Annotated in this window: 16 protein-coding genes; 9 read left to right on the plus strand and 7 right to left on the minus strand. The window is 56.4% G+C overall.

The window, feature by feature from the left end:
- The first annotated feature begins 22 nt into the window (after nucleotides 1–22).
- The 4 genes from IVA98_RS29360 (at nucleotide 23) to IVA98_RS29375 (ending at nucleotide 3,733) form a co-directional block, all read left to right on the plus strand.
- Entirely contained in the window at nucleotides 23–1,618 is a 1,596-nt protein-coding gene (locus IVA98_RS29360) for a hypothetical protein (RefSeq protein WP_247356041.1), read from the plus strand.
- A 748-nt stretch (nucleotides 1,619–2,366) separates the two neighbouring features.
- Nucleotides 2,367–2,843, plus strand: coding sequence for a hypothetical protein (locus tag IVA98_RS29365; RefSeq protein WP_247356043.1), 477 nt, complete (start codon nucleotides 2,367–2,369; stop codon nucleotides 2,841–2,843).
- Entirely contained in the window at nucleotides 2,840–3,202 is a 363-nt protein-coding gene (locus tag IVA98_RS29370) for a hypothetical protein (protein WP_247356045.1), read from the plus strand. Before IVA98_RS29365 ends, IVA98_RS29370 begins: the two co-directional genes overlap by 4 nt.
- Before the next feature lie 195 nt (nucleotides 3,203–3,397).
- Nucleotides 3,398–3,733, plus strand: a complete 336-nt coding sequence (locus tag IVA98_RS29375; RefSeq protein ID WP_247356046.1) for a P27 family phage terminase small subunit — start codon at nucleotides 3,398–3,400, stop codon at nucleotides 3,731–3,733.
- A 754-nt stretch (nucleotides 3,734–4,487) separates the two neighbouring features.
- Here IVA98_RS29375 and IVA98_RS29380 read toward each other — a convergent pair.
- Nucleotides 4,488–4,670, minus strand: a complete 183-nt coding sequence (locus IVA98_RS29380) for a hypothetical protein (protein ID WP_247332889.1) — start codon at nucleotides 4,668–4,670, stop codon at nucleotides 4,488–4,490.
- 90 nt (nucleotides 4,671–4,760) lie between these two features.
- Here IVA98_RS29380 and IVA98_RS29385 point away from each other — a divergent pair, with 90 nt between their 5' ends.
- Nucleotides 4,761–6,446 carry a hypothetical protein gene (locus tag IVA98_RS29385; RefSeq protein WP_247356047.1) on the plus strand — a complete coding sequence of 562 codons (1,686 nt, stop codon included), beginning with the start codon at nucleotides 4,761–4,763 and terminating at the stop codon, nucleotides 6,444–6,446.
- A 286-nt stretch (nucleotides 6,447–6,732) separates the two neighbouring features.
- On the opposite strand, the gene IVA98_RS29390 is transcribed toward IVA98_RS29385, so the two are convergent.
- From IVA98_RS29390 to IVA98_RS29400, 3 genes are all read right to left on the minus strand, one after another.
- Nucleotides 6,733–7,260 (minus strand): DUF4238 domain-containing protein, encoded by a 528-nt coding sequence (locus IVA98_RS29390; RefSeq protein ID WP_247356049.1) that lies wholly within the window; start codon nucleotides 7,258–7,260, stop codon nucleotides 6,733–6,735.
- Nucleotides 7,260–7,676: a DUF4238 domain-containing protein gene (locus IVA98_RS29395; RefSeq protein ID WP_247356050.1), complete on the minus strand. Its 417-nt coding sequence runs from the start codon at nucleotides 7,674–7,676 to the stop codon at nucleotides 7,260–7,262. Before IVA98_RS29395 ends, IVA98_RS29390 begins: the two co-directional genes overlap by 1 nt.
- Before the next feature lie 411 nt (nucleotides 7,677–8,087).
- Nucleotides 8,088–9,293 (minus strand): Fic family protein, encoded by a 1,206-nt coding sequence (locus IVA98_RS29400; protein WP_247356058.1) that lies wholly within the window; start codon nucleotides 9,291–9,293, stop codon nucleotides 8,088–8,090.
- 174 nt (nucleotides 9,294–9,467) lie between these two features.
- Between IVA98_RS29400 and IVA98_RS29405 the strand changes: the two genes are divergently transcribed.
- Both IVA98_RS29405 and IVA98_RS29410 read left to right on the plus strand, forming a co-directional pair.
- Nucleotides 9,468–9,848 (plus strand): hypothetical protein, encoded by a 381-nt coding sequence (locus IVA98_RS29405; protein WP_247307156.1) that lies wholly within the window; start codon nucleotides 9,468–9,470, stop codon nucleotides 9,846–9,848.
- A gap of 652 nt (nucleotides 9,849–10,500) precedes the next feature.
- Nucleotides 10,501–10,698: a hypothetical protein gene (locus IVA98_RS29410; protein ID WP_247332881.1), complete on the plus strand. Its 198-nt coding sequence runs from the start codon at nucleotides 10,501–10,503 to the stop codon at nucleotides 10,696–10,698.
- Nucleotides 10,699–10,859: 161 nt separating this feature from the next.
- Here IVA98_RS29410 and IVA98_RS29415 read toward each other — a convergent pair whose 3' ends face one another.
- Entirely contained in the window at nucleotides 10,860–12,107 is a 1,248-nt protein-coding gene (locus tag IVA98_RS29415) for a phospholipase effector Tle1 domain-containing protein (RefSeq protein ID WP_247356060.1), read from the minus strand.
- A 15-nt stretch (nucleotides 12,108–12,122) separates the two neighbouring features.
- Complete coding sequence (locus IVA98_RS29420; protein ID WP_247356061.1) at nucleotides 12,123–13,532, minus strand: hypothetical protein; 1,410 nt, start codon at nucleotides 13,530–13,532, stop codon at nucleotides 12,123–12,125.
- A 363-nt stretch (nucleotides 13,533–13,895) separates the two neighbouring features.
- Between IVA98_RS29420 and IVA98_RS29425 the strand changes: the two genes are divergently transcribed.
- On the plus strand, nucleotides 13,896–14,351 hold the full coding sequence (locus IVA98_RS29425; protein ID WP_247307165.1) for a DUF3892 domain-containing protein: 456 nt from the start codon (nucleotides 13,896–13,898) through the stop codon (nucleotides 14,349–14,351).
- 301 nt (nucleotides 14,352–14,652) lie between these two features.
- Complete coding sequence (locus tag IVA98_RS29430) at nucleotides 14,653–15,045, plus strand: avidin/streptavidin family protein (protein ID WP_247307169.1); 393 nt, start codon at nucleotides 14,653–14,655, stop codon at nucleotides 15,043–15,045.
- Nucleotides 15,046–16,075: 1,030 nt separating this feature from the next.
- On the opposite strand, the gene IVA98_RS29440 is transcribed toward IVA98_RS29430, so the two are convergent.
- Nucleotides 16,076–16,645 carry an ABC transporter permease gene (locus tag IVA98_RS29440; protein WP_247332872.1) on the minus strand — a complete coding sequence of 190 codons (570 nt, stop codon included), beginning with the start codon at nucleotides 16,643–16,645 and terminating at the stop codon, nucleotides 16,076–16,078.
- Nucleotides 16,646–16,678 lie beyond the last annotated feature (33 nt).

Raw genomic sequence — 16,678 nt, forward strand, 5'->3', positions numbered from 1 at the left:
ACATACAGGAAGGCGTCACGAAGTGAATGCCGCAGAAGTAGATAAGGTTATTGCTGGTGTCGAGGGGCATAAGATTGCGCGAGGGATCATCGCGAATTGGAATCCCGGCGTGCTTCATGGAATGCACGCAGCGAACCAGTTGGGCGTTCTAGCTAAGTCAGAAAAGCTGTCTCGCGAAACGTGCTGGTCTGTCTTTCAGGCGGGATTTTCAACTCGCAAGCTCACACCGGAGCAAGCGGCGCTCCTTCAGGAGAGTTTCAATCGCGCGTTTGATATGTACGACCGTGAAGACGCGTTGGCGATATTCTGCATGGAGCACGCGAACGATAACCAGCCGCAAAGTAAGTTCTGTGTGCCGCGCGGTAACACTGATCCTTTTGAAATTTCGCATCAAGGTGGGTTGCTTCAGAAGATTACAGAATGGATTCTCGATACGGCGAGGGTACCGGTTCGAGAATTCGCGACGATATCCACGCTGGCTTTCTTGGGTGCGTTGTTTGGGCGTCGCTACGTCACTCCGACCGGATTGGGGCTGAACGTCTATATGGTTGGTGTGGCCGGTCCAAGCTTCGGTAAGGACCACGCGCGCGGTGCAATTGAGATGTTGGCTGACGATTGCGGCATGCCATGGCTGATCGGGCCGGGTGACGTGACGAGCGACAGCGCAATTGAGAAGGCGGTTCGGCGTGCACCCGTGCATGTCATGCCTATGGACGAATTTGGCGCGCTTCTTCAGGGGGTAACGGGTAGCCAAGCAACATCTTGGAATCGAACGGTCCGGAAGAGTTTCTTGGAGCTATACAGCCGGTCGACGAAGCGTTGGACGGGGAAAGAGAAGGCCGACGACAAGAAGGACTCTAGTCCGATTTTTTTCCCAACGGTCTCATTGCTCGGCTTCTCAACGCCTACTGATTTCTACACTGGCATAACGGAACAGAGCTTCAACGACGGCTTCATTGCGCGACTGACGATTATTGACGTCAAGAACGCGCCACAACGAAAGAGAGGGCGGCCGGTGCTGGTAACTCCGCGCGAATTGGTCGAAGCGGTGCAGGCGGCTTACATGCTGGCGCCGCTGAACGAATTGCAACGTGTTGCCGTAATGAGCGGCGGGCAGAAGCCAAAGATGCATGTATGCGACTGGGGCGAGGGGGCTGAAGATCGATGGCTTGAAATCGAGAATTGGCAGTTGGAATGCCTCGATAGATACCCCGACAAAGAGGGTATCTTAGGCCGGGCGGCGGAGCAGACCCAGAAGTTTGCGACCTTGCGGGCCGTGTCCCGTAATCCGGCAGCGCCGGTGGTAGAAATCGGAGACGTCGAATGGAGCTACGCAATCGTACAGAGGTCGCTCGACACCATCGAAGATGGCGCGGCCAAGTACATGGTTGGCAGTGAGTCCGAGGCGCTGCGAAATGCCATCCTGCGGGCCATCGAGAAGGCCGGGAGCAAGGGTATCGCCTATTCAGACCTGACACGCGCCAAGGGCGTTAAGGCGGCTAGGCCGTACGAGCTTGAAGCGTCGTTGAAGTGGTTGGAAGAGGGCGAGCAGATGCGCGCGACGCGGAGGCCGGGCGCAAGGGGGCGAGCGGGGACACGGTATTTCCTCTCGTCGTAAAACTCGTCGGAATCGACGTCTCGTCGGAAAAAATGTGCGCGACGGCAGCCCATGTTTGGGTTGTCGTCGCAACGACGTCGGAATTTTTTCCGACGACGAATACTCTTGTTATTTTCAAATGTATAGGGACCAAAAAAGAGTTCTCGTCGTAATTTTTTGGCCCCATAAAAACCCTGAAACCTATCTGTTCGGGGGAATGCGCTGTCTAGTCGCTCCAGCCGGTGCGCCCACGGTCGGTAGCGGCTGACCTGGGGCACGATCTAGCGGTTGATGCGGCCGGGCGAGGCCCATCGTATAGGGCGGCGCGTCACTGCTCGCAGTCCGCACATTGACTCTTTCCATGGTGACTGCAGACGCGATCACGATGACCGTGACCAAGGCGGCCGCAAACAGAACTAAGGCTGTCCGATGCTGGTCCATCATTGAACCTCCCCGAACCGGCGCTAATGGACCGTCCCTAACGCGTTAGTGAGGCCGTAGGTTCATTTAGACGGTGTTCGGTAAGGGTGTGCTGCCGGATAGCGCGCCACAGACCAGCAGGCAGACCCCGGCCTAGATAGCTAAGTCTAGACAGGCACTCCCGCATTCGAGCCTTAGTGGCTTCAGCCACGGCTGCAACCTGCTATCCTAGGTCGGCTCCATCGATCCCGATTTCAGTGAGCAGACCTGCCCTATCGGACCTGGGAAATCGGCCTCGCAACTAAGCACCGACGGTAACGATCCTCAGTTCAAAGAAGGGATGACTTAGATGCCCGGGTACTTGCAGAAGGCGATCAAGAATCCACTCTTCGCAACTGGATGCGCCGTACTAGGCGCCTGCGCTGGGTTGCTATTCTTGGGTGAAGGCGCTCGTCCAGGTGGCTTCCTGCTCAAGCACAGCACAGATACGGTGTTTCCGCCTGCTTTCAGAGACTTTGTGGGCTCGGCCTCGCTACCTCTGCCTAACCTGCTCTGGATATGGACCTCCGCTACTATCGTTTTGATCTTGGTCGGTCTCGGTGTTCTTGGTTCGAACCTCCGTAGCATGAATCGAAACCTTCAGCTTGAACTGAAGGTGAAGCGCAGTTTTCTTGAGCTTGCGAGCGATATTGATCTTGTAAGCAAATTCAACGAGGCGGTGATATCCGAACTGAGGATCAAGGCCAAAGAGGATTCCACCATAGAGATAGTTGTGGAAGGTGAAGAGCCGCCCCATGAACGTACGCTCAACGGACAGCTGCCATGAGGGTCGCGGACCACGCACGCCAACTGAAACGTCTGGCAAATGATATCAAGCGGACAAATGTCAACAGTGAAGCGTTGGGAGCGCTAAAGGCTTTAGGATACATCATGTTCGGGTTCGAAGCTGCCGCTCTCGGATTTGGAATATATCACTTTGCCTCTGGCGAGTTCTTTATAACCGCCCTGGCCATCGCAATCGAGATAGGCGCTGGCGTGCTGCATGCGGCCGGAATGCATTTCGAGAGACGTCTCCACGAAAACAACCGTGATGATGTCAAGCTAAGGACATCTGAATGCCGTAAGAAAGCGAGCGATCTTTCAGGCGCAGTTGCGGCTTTTAATCTGCGACCTTGGCGGCCCTGACGAACCAAGCGGTAGCATCGCGTACGTCGGGCTAACGCGCAAGGAAATCGGCGAAGCCAGACAGTCTTAACTGGCCCGTTCGGGATAGGGCTAGGGGGCGTCGAGTCCTCACAGCGTTAAGGGCTCTAATCGGCCCATGGGAAAACTTTTACGGACGGTGACCCCGTTCAAATCAAAAATTTTAGAAAGGCAACAATGGCTACACAGACCTACAAACCACCCAAGCACCTTAGCAAGGATGCGGCAGCATTCTTCAGCGGCGCCGTCGCGGAATACGAATTCGAGCCGCACCACATCATTCTTCTAACCAAGGCTTGCGAAGCCTACGACCGCGCGGAAGACGCCCGGAAGGTTATTGCCAAAGAAGGTATGATGTATCAGGACCGGTTCGGCAGCCCACGGGCGCACCCGGCCGTTGCGATCGAGCGGGATAGCCGTATCGGCATGGCCCGTTTATTTCGAGAACTTGGCCTTGATATCGGTGAAGCGGCTTCCGGCCGTCCGCCAGCGTTGCCTGCTAATCGGCGGTGATGCATGGCACCAAGAAAAAGGGCGCTGAATAAGCGACAGGCTCTGAGCGCTAACGCGCAGGCTTGGCTTCGCGGTGACGCCGCATGCGGCTTCTTCCGCTTTAAGTCTCAGGAAGAGTTAGCGGCGCTCTGGGAAGAGTATGGCGACAAGGAGAACATGGTTTGGAGTCATCGATATAGTTTGCCCATGAAGCGGCAAGCAACATCCTAGAAATGGATCAGCCGCCGCAACTATGTCAGATTCCGTGCGTTGGATGGTCGTAATGCTATCCGAAGGAGTGATGATGACAGAGTCCGTTAATTCCAACCGGCCGGTCTTGCCTTGGCTCGTCGTCACGCTGGTTGTTGTGCTGGCCGGAGGCGGCTTCGTTTGGATGAATAACAGAATTGAGGCCCTGCAGGCAGCGACTGCTACTCGCCAAGATTCTGGCGTCGAACAGACAAGCAGCTCTTGAGCAAACGGTAAAAGATCTTCAGTCGAGCCAGCAAAGTCTTGTGGACCGGATAGCGGACATCCAGCGAAAAATTGCATCGGAAGGCAGTAATCGCAAGCTGATGTCGGATCAGTTAGGCGCACTAAGCGCACGCGTTGATGCGCTGGCATCCGCAAATGCGGAAAGCGCTGCGACGGTGCGCCAAAACCCACGCACAAAGCGATAGATGTTCGCGATTGGTTCATTGTCGGAAATCTCTTTCCGGCAGTAGGAAAAACCTTCCGCGAACATCTTGATCGGAGAGAACGAAACAGCGACGAGTCAACGTTGGTGACCGAGTCCAATTCCGAGGCTTGATGCCTTCATCCGTAAAGAGGGCACGCTTCGCTTGGTCTGCTTCGAGATTTTTGTCACAGGTGTTTTCGCCTTTGAATGGGCGCGCAACTCTTTCACGTCCGCTGCGGTCCATTCACGGCGGGTAATCTTCTTGGTTTTCTTTGGCATGGAGGCTCCTGATTGAAACGGGGTTTCTAGCAGGAGAACGGACTTAGCATCAAAAATGCCAACGGTCAGCTACTGACTGAGACGCAACTGTTGACGACTGCAGGCGACCTTGTGCGCAGGGCTCAGACCCCACAAGATCAAATCGCAATTGCGCAGATGCTTGGCTTTACCAAGGAATGGATTCCGTTTCTAGAGCAAGCCGCACACGGCTTGGACAGCATCAGGAATGCGGCGCAAGACGCCGGGGTAGTTATCAGTGACGAGACAATAGATAAGGCGGCAGAGTTCGACGAACGTTGGCGCAAGTCTAGCGTTGAATGGTCGTTGCATATGAGGGCAGCGTTCGACGAAATGCTGCCGTATATGGACAAGCTGATTGAAAAGGGTGTGGAGTTTATCAAGTCGATAGACCCTGCAGCAATTCAGAAGGCCAGTGACGAAAGCTTTAAGCAGTTCGAGAAGGCTACCGGCATCCCGGCAGACGACGGCGTTATCACTATTGACGCTGAAGGACTAACACAGGCTGCAAGAGAATTTCAGAACCAACCTGTATTTGAAACTCAGACTTGGACGAACTTTGGTAAGGCAATTTGGAACGGATTTTCGTTCCAGAGCGGCGAGTCGGCAGCAAACACAATACCGGGCTACGCTGCCAGCCGAATTGTCGAACCTAGCTACCCGACACAATCGCAGATGGACGCGGCCTTTGATAAGGCTAATCCACCGGACCTCGGCTCAAGGGCGCATCCCCTGGCTGGGCTGACGGCGGATGATTATGAGAACCCAATTCCATCGCGGGTAGCCGGTCGAGATAAGAACAGCAGTAATGATTCACTGGATCGAGCAACGGAGTCGCTCAACAAGTACATCAAAACTCAGCAAGCCGGTGCGGACTCGGTGGGTACGACTGCAGACAATATCGAGCATCTTAGAACCATGGCTCAGCTAGAGGCTGCGGCGGAGAGGGAAGGAATTTCAACCACCGATCAGCGCCGGGCCGGTTTTGAGAAGTTAGCCCAAAGCGCCGGTGATGCGGCTTTGGCGTTGGAGAAGGCGAAGGTTGCAAACCAAATCAACTTCTCAAGTCAAACGGCGATGTTGACGCCGCAAGACGTTCAGATTGCGACGGCGCTAAAGAATATTTACCCGGACGTTACAACCGCTCTTAACAGTGCGGAAGCCGCGCAAATGCGGATGAACAATGCACTTAGGGAGTTCAGCAATGAAGCCCGACAGGACATTACCGGATTCGCGACAGACCTAACGCACGCTATGCAGGCGAGCAACTCGTTTTGGTCTTCCTTCCAGCCGGCCGGTGTAAACGCGCTGAACAAGATTGCCGACAAGCTGATGTCAATGGCAATCGACAACCTTTGGTCAAAGGCGTTCGGCGGTACGACCGGTGGGGGATTGCTAGGGCTGTTCGGCACTGGCGGCGGTGGTAGCGCTCCAACATGCTCTAGCGGACTTGGTGCAGGTACTGGCGGTCTTTCGTTCCCAATGTTTGCAGACGGCACGGACAACGCACCGGGCGGTTGGTCAATTGTTGGCGAGAAAGGGCCGGAGCTAGTCAATCTGCCGAAGGGCTCGCAGGTTCTGCCTAACGGAGTGATGCCGGGAGCATCAGTTAGCGCGCCAGTCAACGTAACCATTGATGTGCGTGGTGCTGATGCTGCGGGGTTGGCGAGGGTTCAGCAACAGATTGCTGACCTCAGGGTTAGTCTGCCCAACGTAATCGTTTCTACGGTTCAGAAGGCCAAGACTACTCGGCGGTGATAAGACTTTAGATCGAGGGGCGGCTCTGCCGCCCCCGCAAAACGACTTGACGGGCCGGATCGTTCTCTTTATGTTCTTCGCTTCACGTTAGTTGAGTGGCGAAGTTTCTGCTACTTCCGTCCTGCTGCTTCGCGGCATCTGACGGGGGACATGAATGGGCCTTTTGGACGACAGTGTACTAAGCGGAATTTCCATCCAAAGAATGATTTTCCATATTGTCGGCCCGGCCGACGAAGATTTTCAATTGATGGACGAAATCGACGCGGCTGGATTCGAGAGCTTTTTTCTAGCGCGAATTCGGGAAACGAATATCGGCAATCGCTTCAATTTCATTGGTGAAGATGCTGGTGTGCGACCTTCGCTGCGAAGTGTATAGCCATTCCTTGCGCCCACCGCCGATATAGCGGCGCGCACGCTTTTTGACGATGAAATTGATTTCCGCAACTTCCTGCGCGGTAAGCCTCCGCTCGCGGATCAACGAGCCGATCTTGGTTATGGACTGCCGGTAGTTGCGCGCAAAGGTCCTCTTCTGGAGGGGGTCAGTCCTCGGGTCCTTTGCGTACTCCAGATTCGTGAGGATCAAACAGTGGTCGCGATCCATCGGGTAAAGCGTCTGCGAACCCCGCAGCGCTATTCCGGGATCAAGCGGGTACGCGCACGCGCCATCCGTGGGAGGGACCGCGTGGTTGTAGATCGTCACGGGGTGGTCGCTAGTAATGAACTTCACGTCGGAGTCTTCGGCAGAGACAATCTCGGGCACGCCTCCGACCCAGATCGCGCAGTGCAGCATGCAGATGCCCTGCATCTCGAACATCAGTTCGTTCTGCGTGCATATTGGGCCTTGAGCCAGTCCAAGCCCTTCGGCGTACGGAGTTTCTGGATATCGAGAAACTCGAAGAAGTCTTGGAAATGGTCGTGCCATTCGCCAATGTCTGTGCCTATGAAGGCGCGAACCGCTTGCGAGCCCCTGGCGTCGACATCGCCGAATAAGCGGCGCTCAATTTCGTCATTGACGGACGTTCCGAAAAAGGTCGAATACAAGTCCTTCTGGCGAAATGCCAATGAGGTCGGCGTACTGTCCCACGCGCCCCTTTGAGTAATCACGCGGCCGTCCGCCAGGACCTTCCGATCAGGTGTCGTGTCGACGTAGGCAAGCGACGAGCACACAGGCTCAAAGAACCCCTGTTGATACCATTGCGGGACGTAGTGGTTATTTCTTGTGATCGACACCGCAGCGATTCGCCCGACATTGTGACACCCCAACGCCCTGACCTGACTTCCGTCGCGATTGTCGACTGTCGCATCTTCTCAACCGAGCGGTTATCTTGCAAGGCTAGTTGGCGAGCGCCTCGTGCTGCGTCCGACATATTGAAGGACGGCGCAACGAGGTGTCGTCGCTGCGCAAAATCACGCCACGCTGCCATTGTGCGCAATGTCGATGTCCGGGCCTGAAGAACTCTGCTGCTGCTGCCGGTCCTCTGCCGGCCTGGTTCACGATACCGATGATCGCCATGCGATGATCATCGCCAGTATGATGATGACGCATCGAACGGCATAAGTGCCGATGATCATGATGACCATCGGATACGCAAGCGCAGGTCTGATCGAGGCCGCTTCGTACCAGCCGAGATCTCGGTCGGATCAAGTTTCGTCGAAATCGGTCTCGGTAAGGATGGGCTCTTGGCCGAACGGACGGTTGATGATGGCGAGAGCTTCCGGAGCGGCGTAGACGCGGTTGCGCGCGTATCCGGTCCTCTCTTGCAGAATGCCGGCTTCTTGCAATTGTGCGATGCCCTGATTTATCTGTGCAGGGGAGACATCGAGGAGTTGTCCAAGTCGCTTCGCGGTCACCACTGGATAGTTGTGAAGTTCGTCCAAGGTTCGCAACGCGGCCGAGCCCTTTCGGAATTTTCGTCGCTGCCTCCAGCGCTCAGATAATTCCGACAGCGCCGTCCTGGTTCGGATCAGTTCTTCGACGGTACCGGCTATAGCGTCGGCCATGAATGTGATGATGGGCTCCCAGTCAAGCCGTTGTTGCGCGTGCTTCAGCGAGGCGTAGTACGTACCCTTTTTGCTTTCGATGTAAGGCGATAGGTACAGAGGCACATGCTTCTCCGCCGCCATCATCAGCGGAAGTAAAAGGCGACCGACGCGACCGTTGCCGTCGCGGAATGGGTGTACCGCCTCGAAATGGGTGTGGGCGATCGCCATGCGCGTGATGAACCCTTGCGTCATCTGCTGCATCCCTTCGTTGCGAAGGTAATCAACCGTTTGGGCGAGGCAGCCCGGGACATCGGCGGGGGGCGGAGGGTTGAGACTTGAATACGCGATGTCCTTATTTCCGCCGATCCACACGACGCGGGAGCGGAGGTCGCCGGGAACATCCTGGTAGTCGGGATCGTCCTTCATCACAGCGCGATGGAGATCACTGATCAGGTCCATCGTGAAGACGCTGTAGCCGTGCTTGGCGGCCCTCGGGATGAAGCCATCCAAGGCAACGGCGTAGTTGCGGACTTGGCGCGCTTCGTCCCGGGCGCCATCATCGCCGGTCTCCTCAACGGACAGCAATTCGTCGAGGGTGCTCTGGGTACCTTCGATTGATGAGGAGCTGACCGCCTCACGTCTGGTCAGGACCCGGCTGACGATGTAGGGGTCCTTCATCTGGGCCGCGATGGCGTCGACCTTCCCGAAAGCCGCTTGAGCAGCTTCAAGGGTTTTGGTCGCTCCAGGGGCGAAGACGCCGTCTTCCGGAGGCGCCGGCGGGACGATCCCATAATGGGAATCGTAGGGCGGGGGCAACCTCTTAAGGGTCTCGCGGATCGTGTGGCTGAGATCACTGCGCTTCATGGGAACCCATACCAAGTCCAAGCTTTTCTAGTTATATTTTGGTTTTTTTAGAAAAACCATAGCATGCTGCGATCGCGGACCTGCTTGTTTTGGCTTTACAGGTTCCGAGTCGACTGCGATGTTCGTTATATGTTCTAATCGCCGATGGCCTCCGTGAGACCCGCGAGTTGGCGCATGCCGACCCGAAAACAAATGGACAAGTTGGCTGCTGCCGCTCCCCAAGCCGGCAAGACCGCCTCGATATCGCCTGCGGTCGGTCCGGCAGATCCGATGCCGCCGGAATACTGGCAGGCGATTTTGGACCAAGCTGCCGCCGACGCGCGGCCCGCCCCCAGCTCGGCCGAGGCTCGGCGCCTCTGTGAGATCAACCGGCACGTGTTGCGCGTCGACTGCCGCCGATGCGGGCGCACGGTCGAAATTCAGAAGGTTGACGCCTTGCGGCTATACGGTCCCGAGTTGATCTGGAAGAAGGTGGGGCAGCGGCTCCTCGATGATACCTGCAATCGGAGAACAGGCGGTCACGAGGAAGACGGCTGCTGGGCCTCGTTCTCGTAGTCGCCTCGCGCCTATTCGTCTGCCGGATGAGATAGAAACGCGGCCTCCACCGTCGTTCCGCTCTGGTCTTTCTCTTCTAGGTCTACGGCACTATTGCGAAAGCGCAGCCAAGATTCTCAGGCGAGCAGATGGCCACTACGAGCGATAGCAATATCGCCGGCTCCGCTGAACAACAGCAAAGGCAACATCGGTCCGATGTCGGGATGGGCTTGCACTCGTAGTAACCCCCCGCTGAGTACAGGGCTCAGGAGCTGCGTCATTTGAACCGGTCCTGCTCCAGGCGTGACACTCTACAAACAGGCACTTTCATTTTATGCTCGATCCAGCTGACATCTCCTCTTCGAACAGAATTCCATTCCCATCAAAGGGTGAGAACACGAGAGCGCGACTCGGTCGAGCAAGTGTCCGCTGACTGCACTCCCGCAGATCGAACTTATCCAGGGTTCGGCGCGCTCCGTCAGCTTCTTCTGATCTGGAGATGATTCTCCGCGGCAAAACAGAAAACTGCGCGTAAAAGCTGCTCAATGAGGCCAAGAAACACCCTGCACGAGCGGGGAGAAAGCTTGAGCGAGCTTGCGCGGGAATGCAGACTTACCTCAAGACGGGACTTAATAGTCCTGCCCTTGCTATTTGGGTCGATTGGAGATGCCGAATGGCGGCCTACGCGACATTGGCATCGGTTCTTTCCTCGATCATCTCCAAGTATTCTGGTGTTTATAGGGCGCGTCGCGAGCGCCAGACAATGCGCGCCTCTTTGTCAGATTTGAGCGATCGGGAATTGATGAATTTCGCCGTCAGCCGGGCTGAGATCGACTATGTCGCCTCCCGCAGACATCGAGTGGCGAGCTAAGTCGTCCTCGCCGAACAACGCGATTTACGTTTGTGGGGCTGGAATATCGGACCCCGACTGTGCCTTTGCAGCATTTTCCTTTATCTTTCTCTTGGCCAGGGACGATTCAAGGCGGTCGCATTCGATCGCCATCCGGAAATGCAGGTCAGCATGCGCTCGAATCAACTGGGCAAAGTGCCACTCGCGGTAGGTCTCGGCTTCTTCTCGAGGCTGGTTGCGACCGTATCGCCGCCTCCGCTGCTATCAGCCTGGTAGTATGTCTTGGCCTTAAGATGGTTCTGCAAGGCGACGGGCCGGTATGGTGCGAAGCTCGTAAAATTGCGCACCGCCTTCATTGCTAGCCGCTCATAGACGGTTGGGTGAAGTTGCGCTGTGTCGGGCACCTGGCGCACCGCCTTTGACCATTTGAGCGCGGTGCCACCCATACCCATCATGCATTCATCGTGCATCATGCCGTCCGCCGACGGATATAATCTTAATAGGTCTCTATCGACCAAGACGCGACCGGTCTCCGGAATCTTCTGGGTGATGAATTCCACCATCCAGGCAAGCGTGATGTCAGACAGGCGAGATTCGTTCTCGGGATAGCTTCCACCGATGTCGGCGTGATTGCCGGCAAACCAGATCTGGTCGAACTGCTCGGGCTCACCCTGTCGCTCCGGCCACTTCACGGTACCGCTTCCACCCCAGGGTACCCGCTTGAAGTCCCTCCGGCCCTCATCGATTGATTGCAGATGCCGGGCGTACTGGATATCGGATGGAAAATGTCGATCGTAAGCCCAGTCTGGAAAAAAGCGTTGCCAACCGATCGCGGCGACAGCGTCCCAAATTCCGATAAAATAGGCGGAAGCCCCTGCACGACGTCCGACCTGTGAGCTGTAGGCATTGCGAAACTGCGCCGCCCGCTTGTCGGCCTCCGCGGCTGCCCTTGGCATTCCAAGCCAGTAGATCGAGGAGACTGCCTCCTTGGCAACTTTCCTCAACGAAGCCGGATCAAGACTGATCGGCTGACCGTCCCGCTCCTTCGTCGGAATACCGCAGAGCTCGAGTACGTGCGCGAGGCACCTCGCCGTATAGGCGCCGCGGCTGAAGCCGAACAGGTAGATACGATCTTCAGGCTCCCAGACGCCGATAATCGCGACATAGCAATCGATGATCTTCTTCGTGATGCCGAATCCGAACATCTGCTGGACAGTCTCTTTCAACCTGCCCCAAGCGTTGGTGTGTCCAGGCACAGGCGTCCCAATACCGGGAATGTAGAGTGCTAATTGCCTCTTTGGGTCGATGATCGAATCCGGCCCGGTACGCGTTGCTCGGTAGAGCTTATAGACGTTCGTGCGGCTCTCGTCAGGCAGGAGACCGCCTTCGTTGCCCGTGCCGTCCGCGAACACCAAGATGTTCTTAGCCATGTCAGTCTGCCTTTATCATGTGACGAGAGGTTCGAGGGATGCATCTGCGACGGTAATGCCGGTCGCATCGGTGAAGATGGCGGCTACATCCCTGGCTTTCTGACGGTATGCGTCGTAGGTGCTTTGGCCCACGAGCGGGATCGCCTCTGCCAGGCTTATCACCTGCCCCTGCTTAGCGGCGATCGCGGCGGCCTTGAGCTTCTGCTCTTCAGAGCGAAGACTGGCAATGGCCGCATTGAGGTCGGAAATGTTCGTCGGTGTCACCAGCTTGCCGCCGATGTAGACGAGCTGGCTAAGTCCGACGATGCCCAGGATCGTGTCCGGAACGACGAAGGTCGAAAGCTGGTTTACGCCCGCCGCGATCAGCCCACCGATCACGACCAGCCCGAATATAAAGCTTTGGTAGCGGTACACATCGAAGACACCGTCAGTGGAGAAGAAGTCACGCCAGCTCGCATTCGACGGATCGACTGACGTCTTTGCCATCGGAAGCCAATTGCGGCGCAGGAGCCATGCCCGATTGTCTGCCGACAACGTGTTCCGTTGGCTGTCAGTGCCCTTTGCTATGGTTGCGCCAATGCCGCTAATGCCCAAGAGCGTCAGGATCGATCCGGACAGATCAACCAACGTTCCGGTCTGAAGGAGAAGCAGCGAAATCAGGGCAGCAACCGCCAGAGAGAAAGCCAGTGTCTGGAAGGTCGACAGACTTCCTTTGCCGTCCGGGCCCGCGGAGACCTGTGCGGGGTTCAACGCGCGCAAGAAAGATCCCAACGTGTGATCCTTCTTGCGGAGTGCAAAGGCTATCCAGAGGTAGAGAACCAGCACCTCGACAAGGACGGTCCCAATGCTGAACCAGTACGGACTGAGGCGGACGCTTACGGATGATACGCGCCAGGGCGACTGACCGACTGGGCTGTTGCAGGTGTAGAGATAGAGATCGACCCTACTCCAAAACCAGGCCAGATCGTCGCCCATATTCAATGTGACGATGGTCTGATCGGGCTCGAGCAGATGCTTCTTGACTAAGGCGTCCGTCTCCGTCGCGCGGTGGGTGACGACGTCTTGCCGCTTAAAAAGATAGGTCTCGTCTCCGTAGTCGATGCCCGCGAAATAGCGCACACCATCGACAAACGGCGCGCGCACGCCGACATCGACCCGCTGGTCGGTGGGCAAGAAGTTCGTGGCCAGGACGATTGGGGAGCCTACAGGATTGCGACCAGATCGAAGTTCTACAGCGAACTCTCCGGGCTTGACACATTGCTTCTGCGGATCGCTCGGCGCGATCTGAGGGGCGTTAGCGCCCGCTGACTGCGCAGGGCTCTGTCCGTCACCCCGTGCCGGCTGAGCCTGCTGCCCTCTCGCCGGCGCAGAGAGAAACAGAACCGTTAGCGCGACGTAAACAGCAAGGATACGGGATTGAGCCATTTATTTTCACCGGCAAGCAAAACATCATCATTTACCGGTGATTGTAGAAGCCGCGCAAGCCAACTTACATGTTTCAGCTTCTTTCTCCCCGACTAAAGCCATCAATTGTTGCCGCTAAATCTCTAGAGCTCTAGCCGCAAGCTCAGGAATTCTGTCGATGGAGTCGAGTAAAGGCTTCACCATAGCTTCGACACTAGCGGGCACGACTGGCGCCGCACATTGCTGATCGCGGTAAGCAATTGGCTTCCGTGCTGCGTAATACCAGTTCGATAGTGATTCGCGGCGACCAGAAGAGATTTTTTGCCGAATATCTGCATCGCGTTGTGTTAGCGATGCAAATCGGATCACGCAGTACTGAAAGCATTGCGTGGCACCCCAGCCGCCATCGCGTTCTCGGTATTGCCGCTGGCACCTGAATTGACGATCAAGGACGTGCGCGACGCATTCGCAGGAGCTCCGGTAAGCCCCTCACGTACCGACACAGGGCTTGATCGCGCCGAATATATTCTTGGTTGGAAGGAAACTAAGACTATGGCGACTTACCGTATTGATTGTGTTCGCAAGCCGAACCGCATGAGCCAGCATGAACACATCACGGAGGTGGGTGGACCCAAGCCCGAAGGAGGACGATGGCGGGACAAGGTGGAGAACGTCGTCCATTCTATCGAGAACAAGTACCACCGGTTCTATACGCAAAACGGCAATTCGACGGCCTGGGTTGCCGTGCGAAAAAGCCCCTCGGGACGTAAATTCATTCAGACTTATGCCGATGGGGTCTGGAACGACAATCTTCTCGCCCTCGACGACTGTTCGGCCTAACTCAGCCGCAGTATAGACACGCAATCGATGCCTTGACGAAAAGTCCAGGCCAAAGTCGCTCTCCAACTCGCGATCAAAACTCATTCGGCGCAAACGTCAATGAGCCGAGTGCGGGGCAGTCATCGCCGGAAACCATGTGGCAAGTAAGAGTGTGGGACTCAACTGAGCCCTGCGCCGCGATCCAGCGTGAGTTGGGGCATGCGCGCCGCATTCTGTTGTCGAATGCACGATATGAGCAGCGAACGTGACCTCAGGTTGTACCAGACTGCACGGTGTTCCACGTCTGTTTGGGAGCTTCAATATGAAGAAACTTCTAGGATTTTTGTTGCTCGTTCAATCCGTATTGCTCTCCGCCGAGGCCATGGCGCAAGGGCTTCCTGCCCCCTCTTACTGGAAAAATGAACGCGGCTCTGAACTGTTTGTTTGGTCTACCAATGGCGGGGTACTACAAGGGACCTTCACAAACCATGCCCAAGGTTTCGCCTGCCAGGGCATACCGTATCCTGCATCGGGATCGGTTAGTCCAACCGGCTTGTATTTTGTTGTCACTTTTGCCCAGTGCAATTCCTTCACTAGCTGGGTGGGTACAATCAAGGGATCGCAGATGCCAACGTCATGGACGCTTTTCTACGTTGACAGCAAAGGCAAGCCCCGCAAGCTGAAGGGCGCGGATATATTCAGGCGCGTATGGTAGTTTTCCACCCTAAAGCAAACCAGGCGGACGAGAGCTGAACTGCTCTCAGAGGGTCCGCGCTCCGAAGCAGCGCGTCTGGCTCAGTCCGGCGCATGAGCGCCAGTGCCGCGCCGACGCGTCAAACTTGGGTCTACTCACATCTCGAAGAAGAAGAGCTTGAGCATAACGCCGATCCGCGCCGACCTATCAGAGCTCAGCGATCGTATTCGGCGGTCCGGCTGCCTTCCGTGAACGCTGGTCTGCTGCAGACCATACATCAGATCACCTGCACAACATTCTTGCTTTCAGCTCTGACATTTCTAGTCGTTCCTGACAGAGCCTCACGAGCGATGTGCTTCAGACGCTCGCGGGCTTTCTCACCTGTATTGGCCGCCTCTAAGATCTTTGCGGCAACGTGAGCGCGAGCGCCGGTCTCATCGCGGGGAAGGCTCGCACAGACCTCATCGAGGACGGATCGTAGAAGCGCAGTTGTGGCGGCATCAAGCATTTTCGAGATCTCCCAATGGTGACACCATGATGGACCAGGAGGCTGACGAAAACGCTACAGTCAGACGTCTATTCGAAACATTGGCACCTTTTCGTTAAACTGAAAGAATCAGGTGGAGCAGGACAAGGATTGATAAGCCTGTTTGGAGCGAGTTTATTTTCAAAGCCCCCTGGGCGACGCTGCTCGACGTGTGAGATAGGTCCTGCACTTTCTCGGGACATCGTCTTAAGCTCGGAGATTGTTCAACGGCAGGAGGGACAGCCACGATCAGGCAGCCGACTGTACCGCCGATACACAACACCGATCACACGTATATCAGGCACCCCGAACCGCCGGACTGGCGCTCCAGGTACCGCGGAAATCCCTGTGGCACGCATGAATGACACCGGCTGCACGCACCGCTTTCCAGATGCCTGCGGGTCTGCCGTCGAACACCAGCACGACGCGACGGCATCAAGTTCAAATAATCCGGCCGGCGCAGATGTGCCCTCCGCGCTGGCTTGGGGCGATCATGATTGGCACGAAATAGCGATCGGTGGTGCTTCAGGCTGCTGCCTGTGGCTTCCATCGCATGAGGTGCCGCTCCAGACCTTGAAGCATGGCATTCAACGCGAGGCCGATCACGGTGATACCCAAGATACCGAAATACATCTGAGGGATCAGGAAGCTGTACTGGCTGTTGATGATGAGGTAGCCAAGGCCAGCCTTCGCCCCGACCATCTCGGACGCCACTAAGACCAGCATCGCGGACGCGCTCGCAAGGCGGATGCCGACAAAGATGGTCGGAAACGCGGCGGGAAGAATAACTTTGCGGAAGAGTTGCTGCGGCGTAGCCCCCATGGTTCGCGCCGATTTGATGAGGAGCGGATCCACCTGCTTTACAGCCGCGACGGTGTTGAGGAGAAGCGGCCAAGCGCAGCTATAGATCACCATGGTGATCTTCGACATCTCGCCGATGCCGAGCAGCAAGATGAACACCGGCAACAGCGCGAGCGGGGCCGTGTTCCGGCAGATCTCGATGAACTGGTTCAGGAGATTGCCGAGGCGCGAATACCAACCGACAGCGAGACCAAGTGGCACGATCAGCACGACTGATATCAGGAAGCCGCTCAAGGCCCGTAGCAGGCTCGCGGAGACATCATCATA

Source organism: Bradyrhizobium sp. 160, assembly GCF_023073735.1.
Classification (GTDB): Bacteria; Pseudomonadota; Alphaproteobacteria; order Rhizobiales; family Xanthobacteraceae; genus Bradyrhizobium.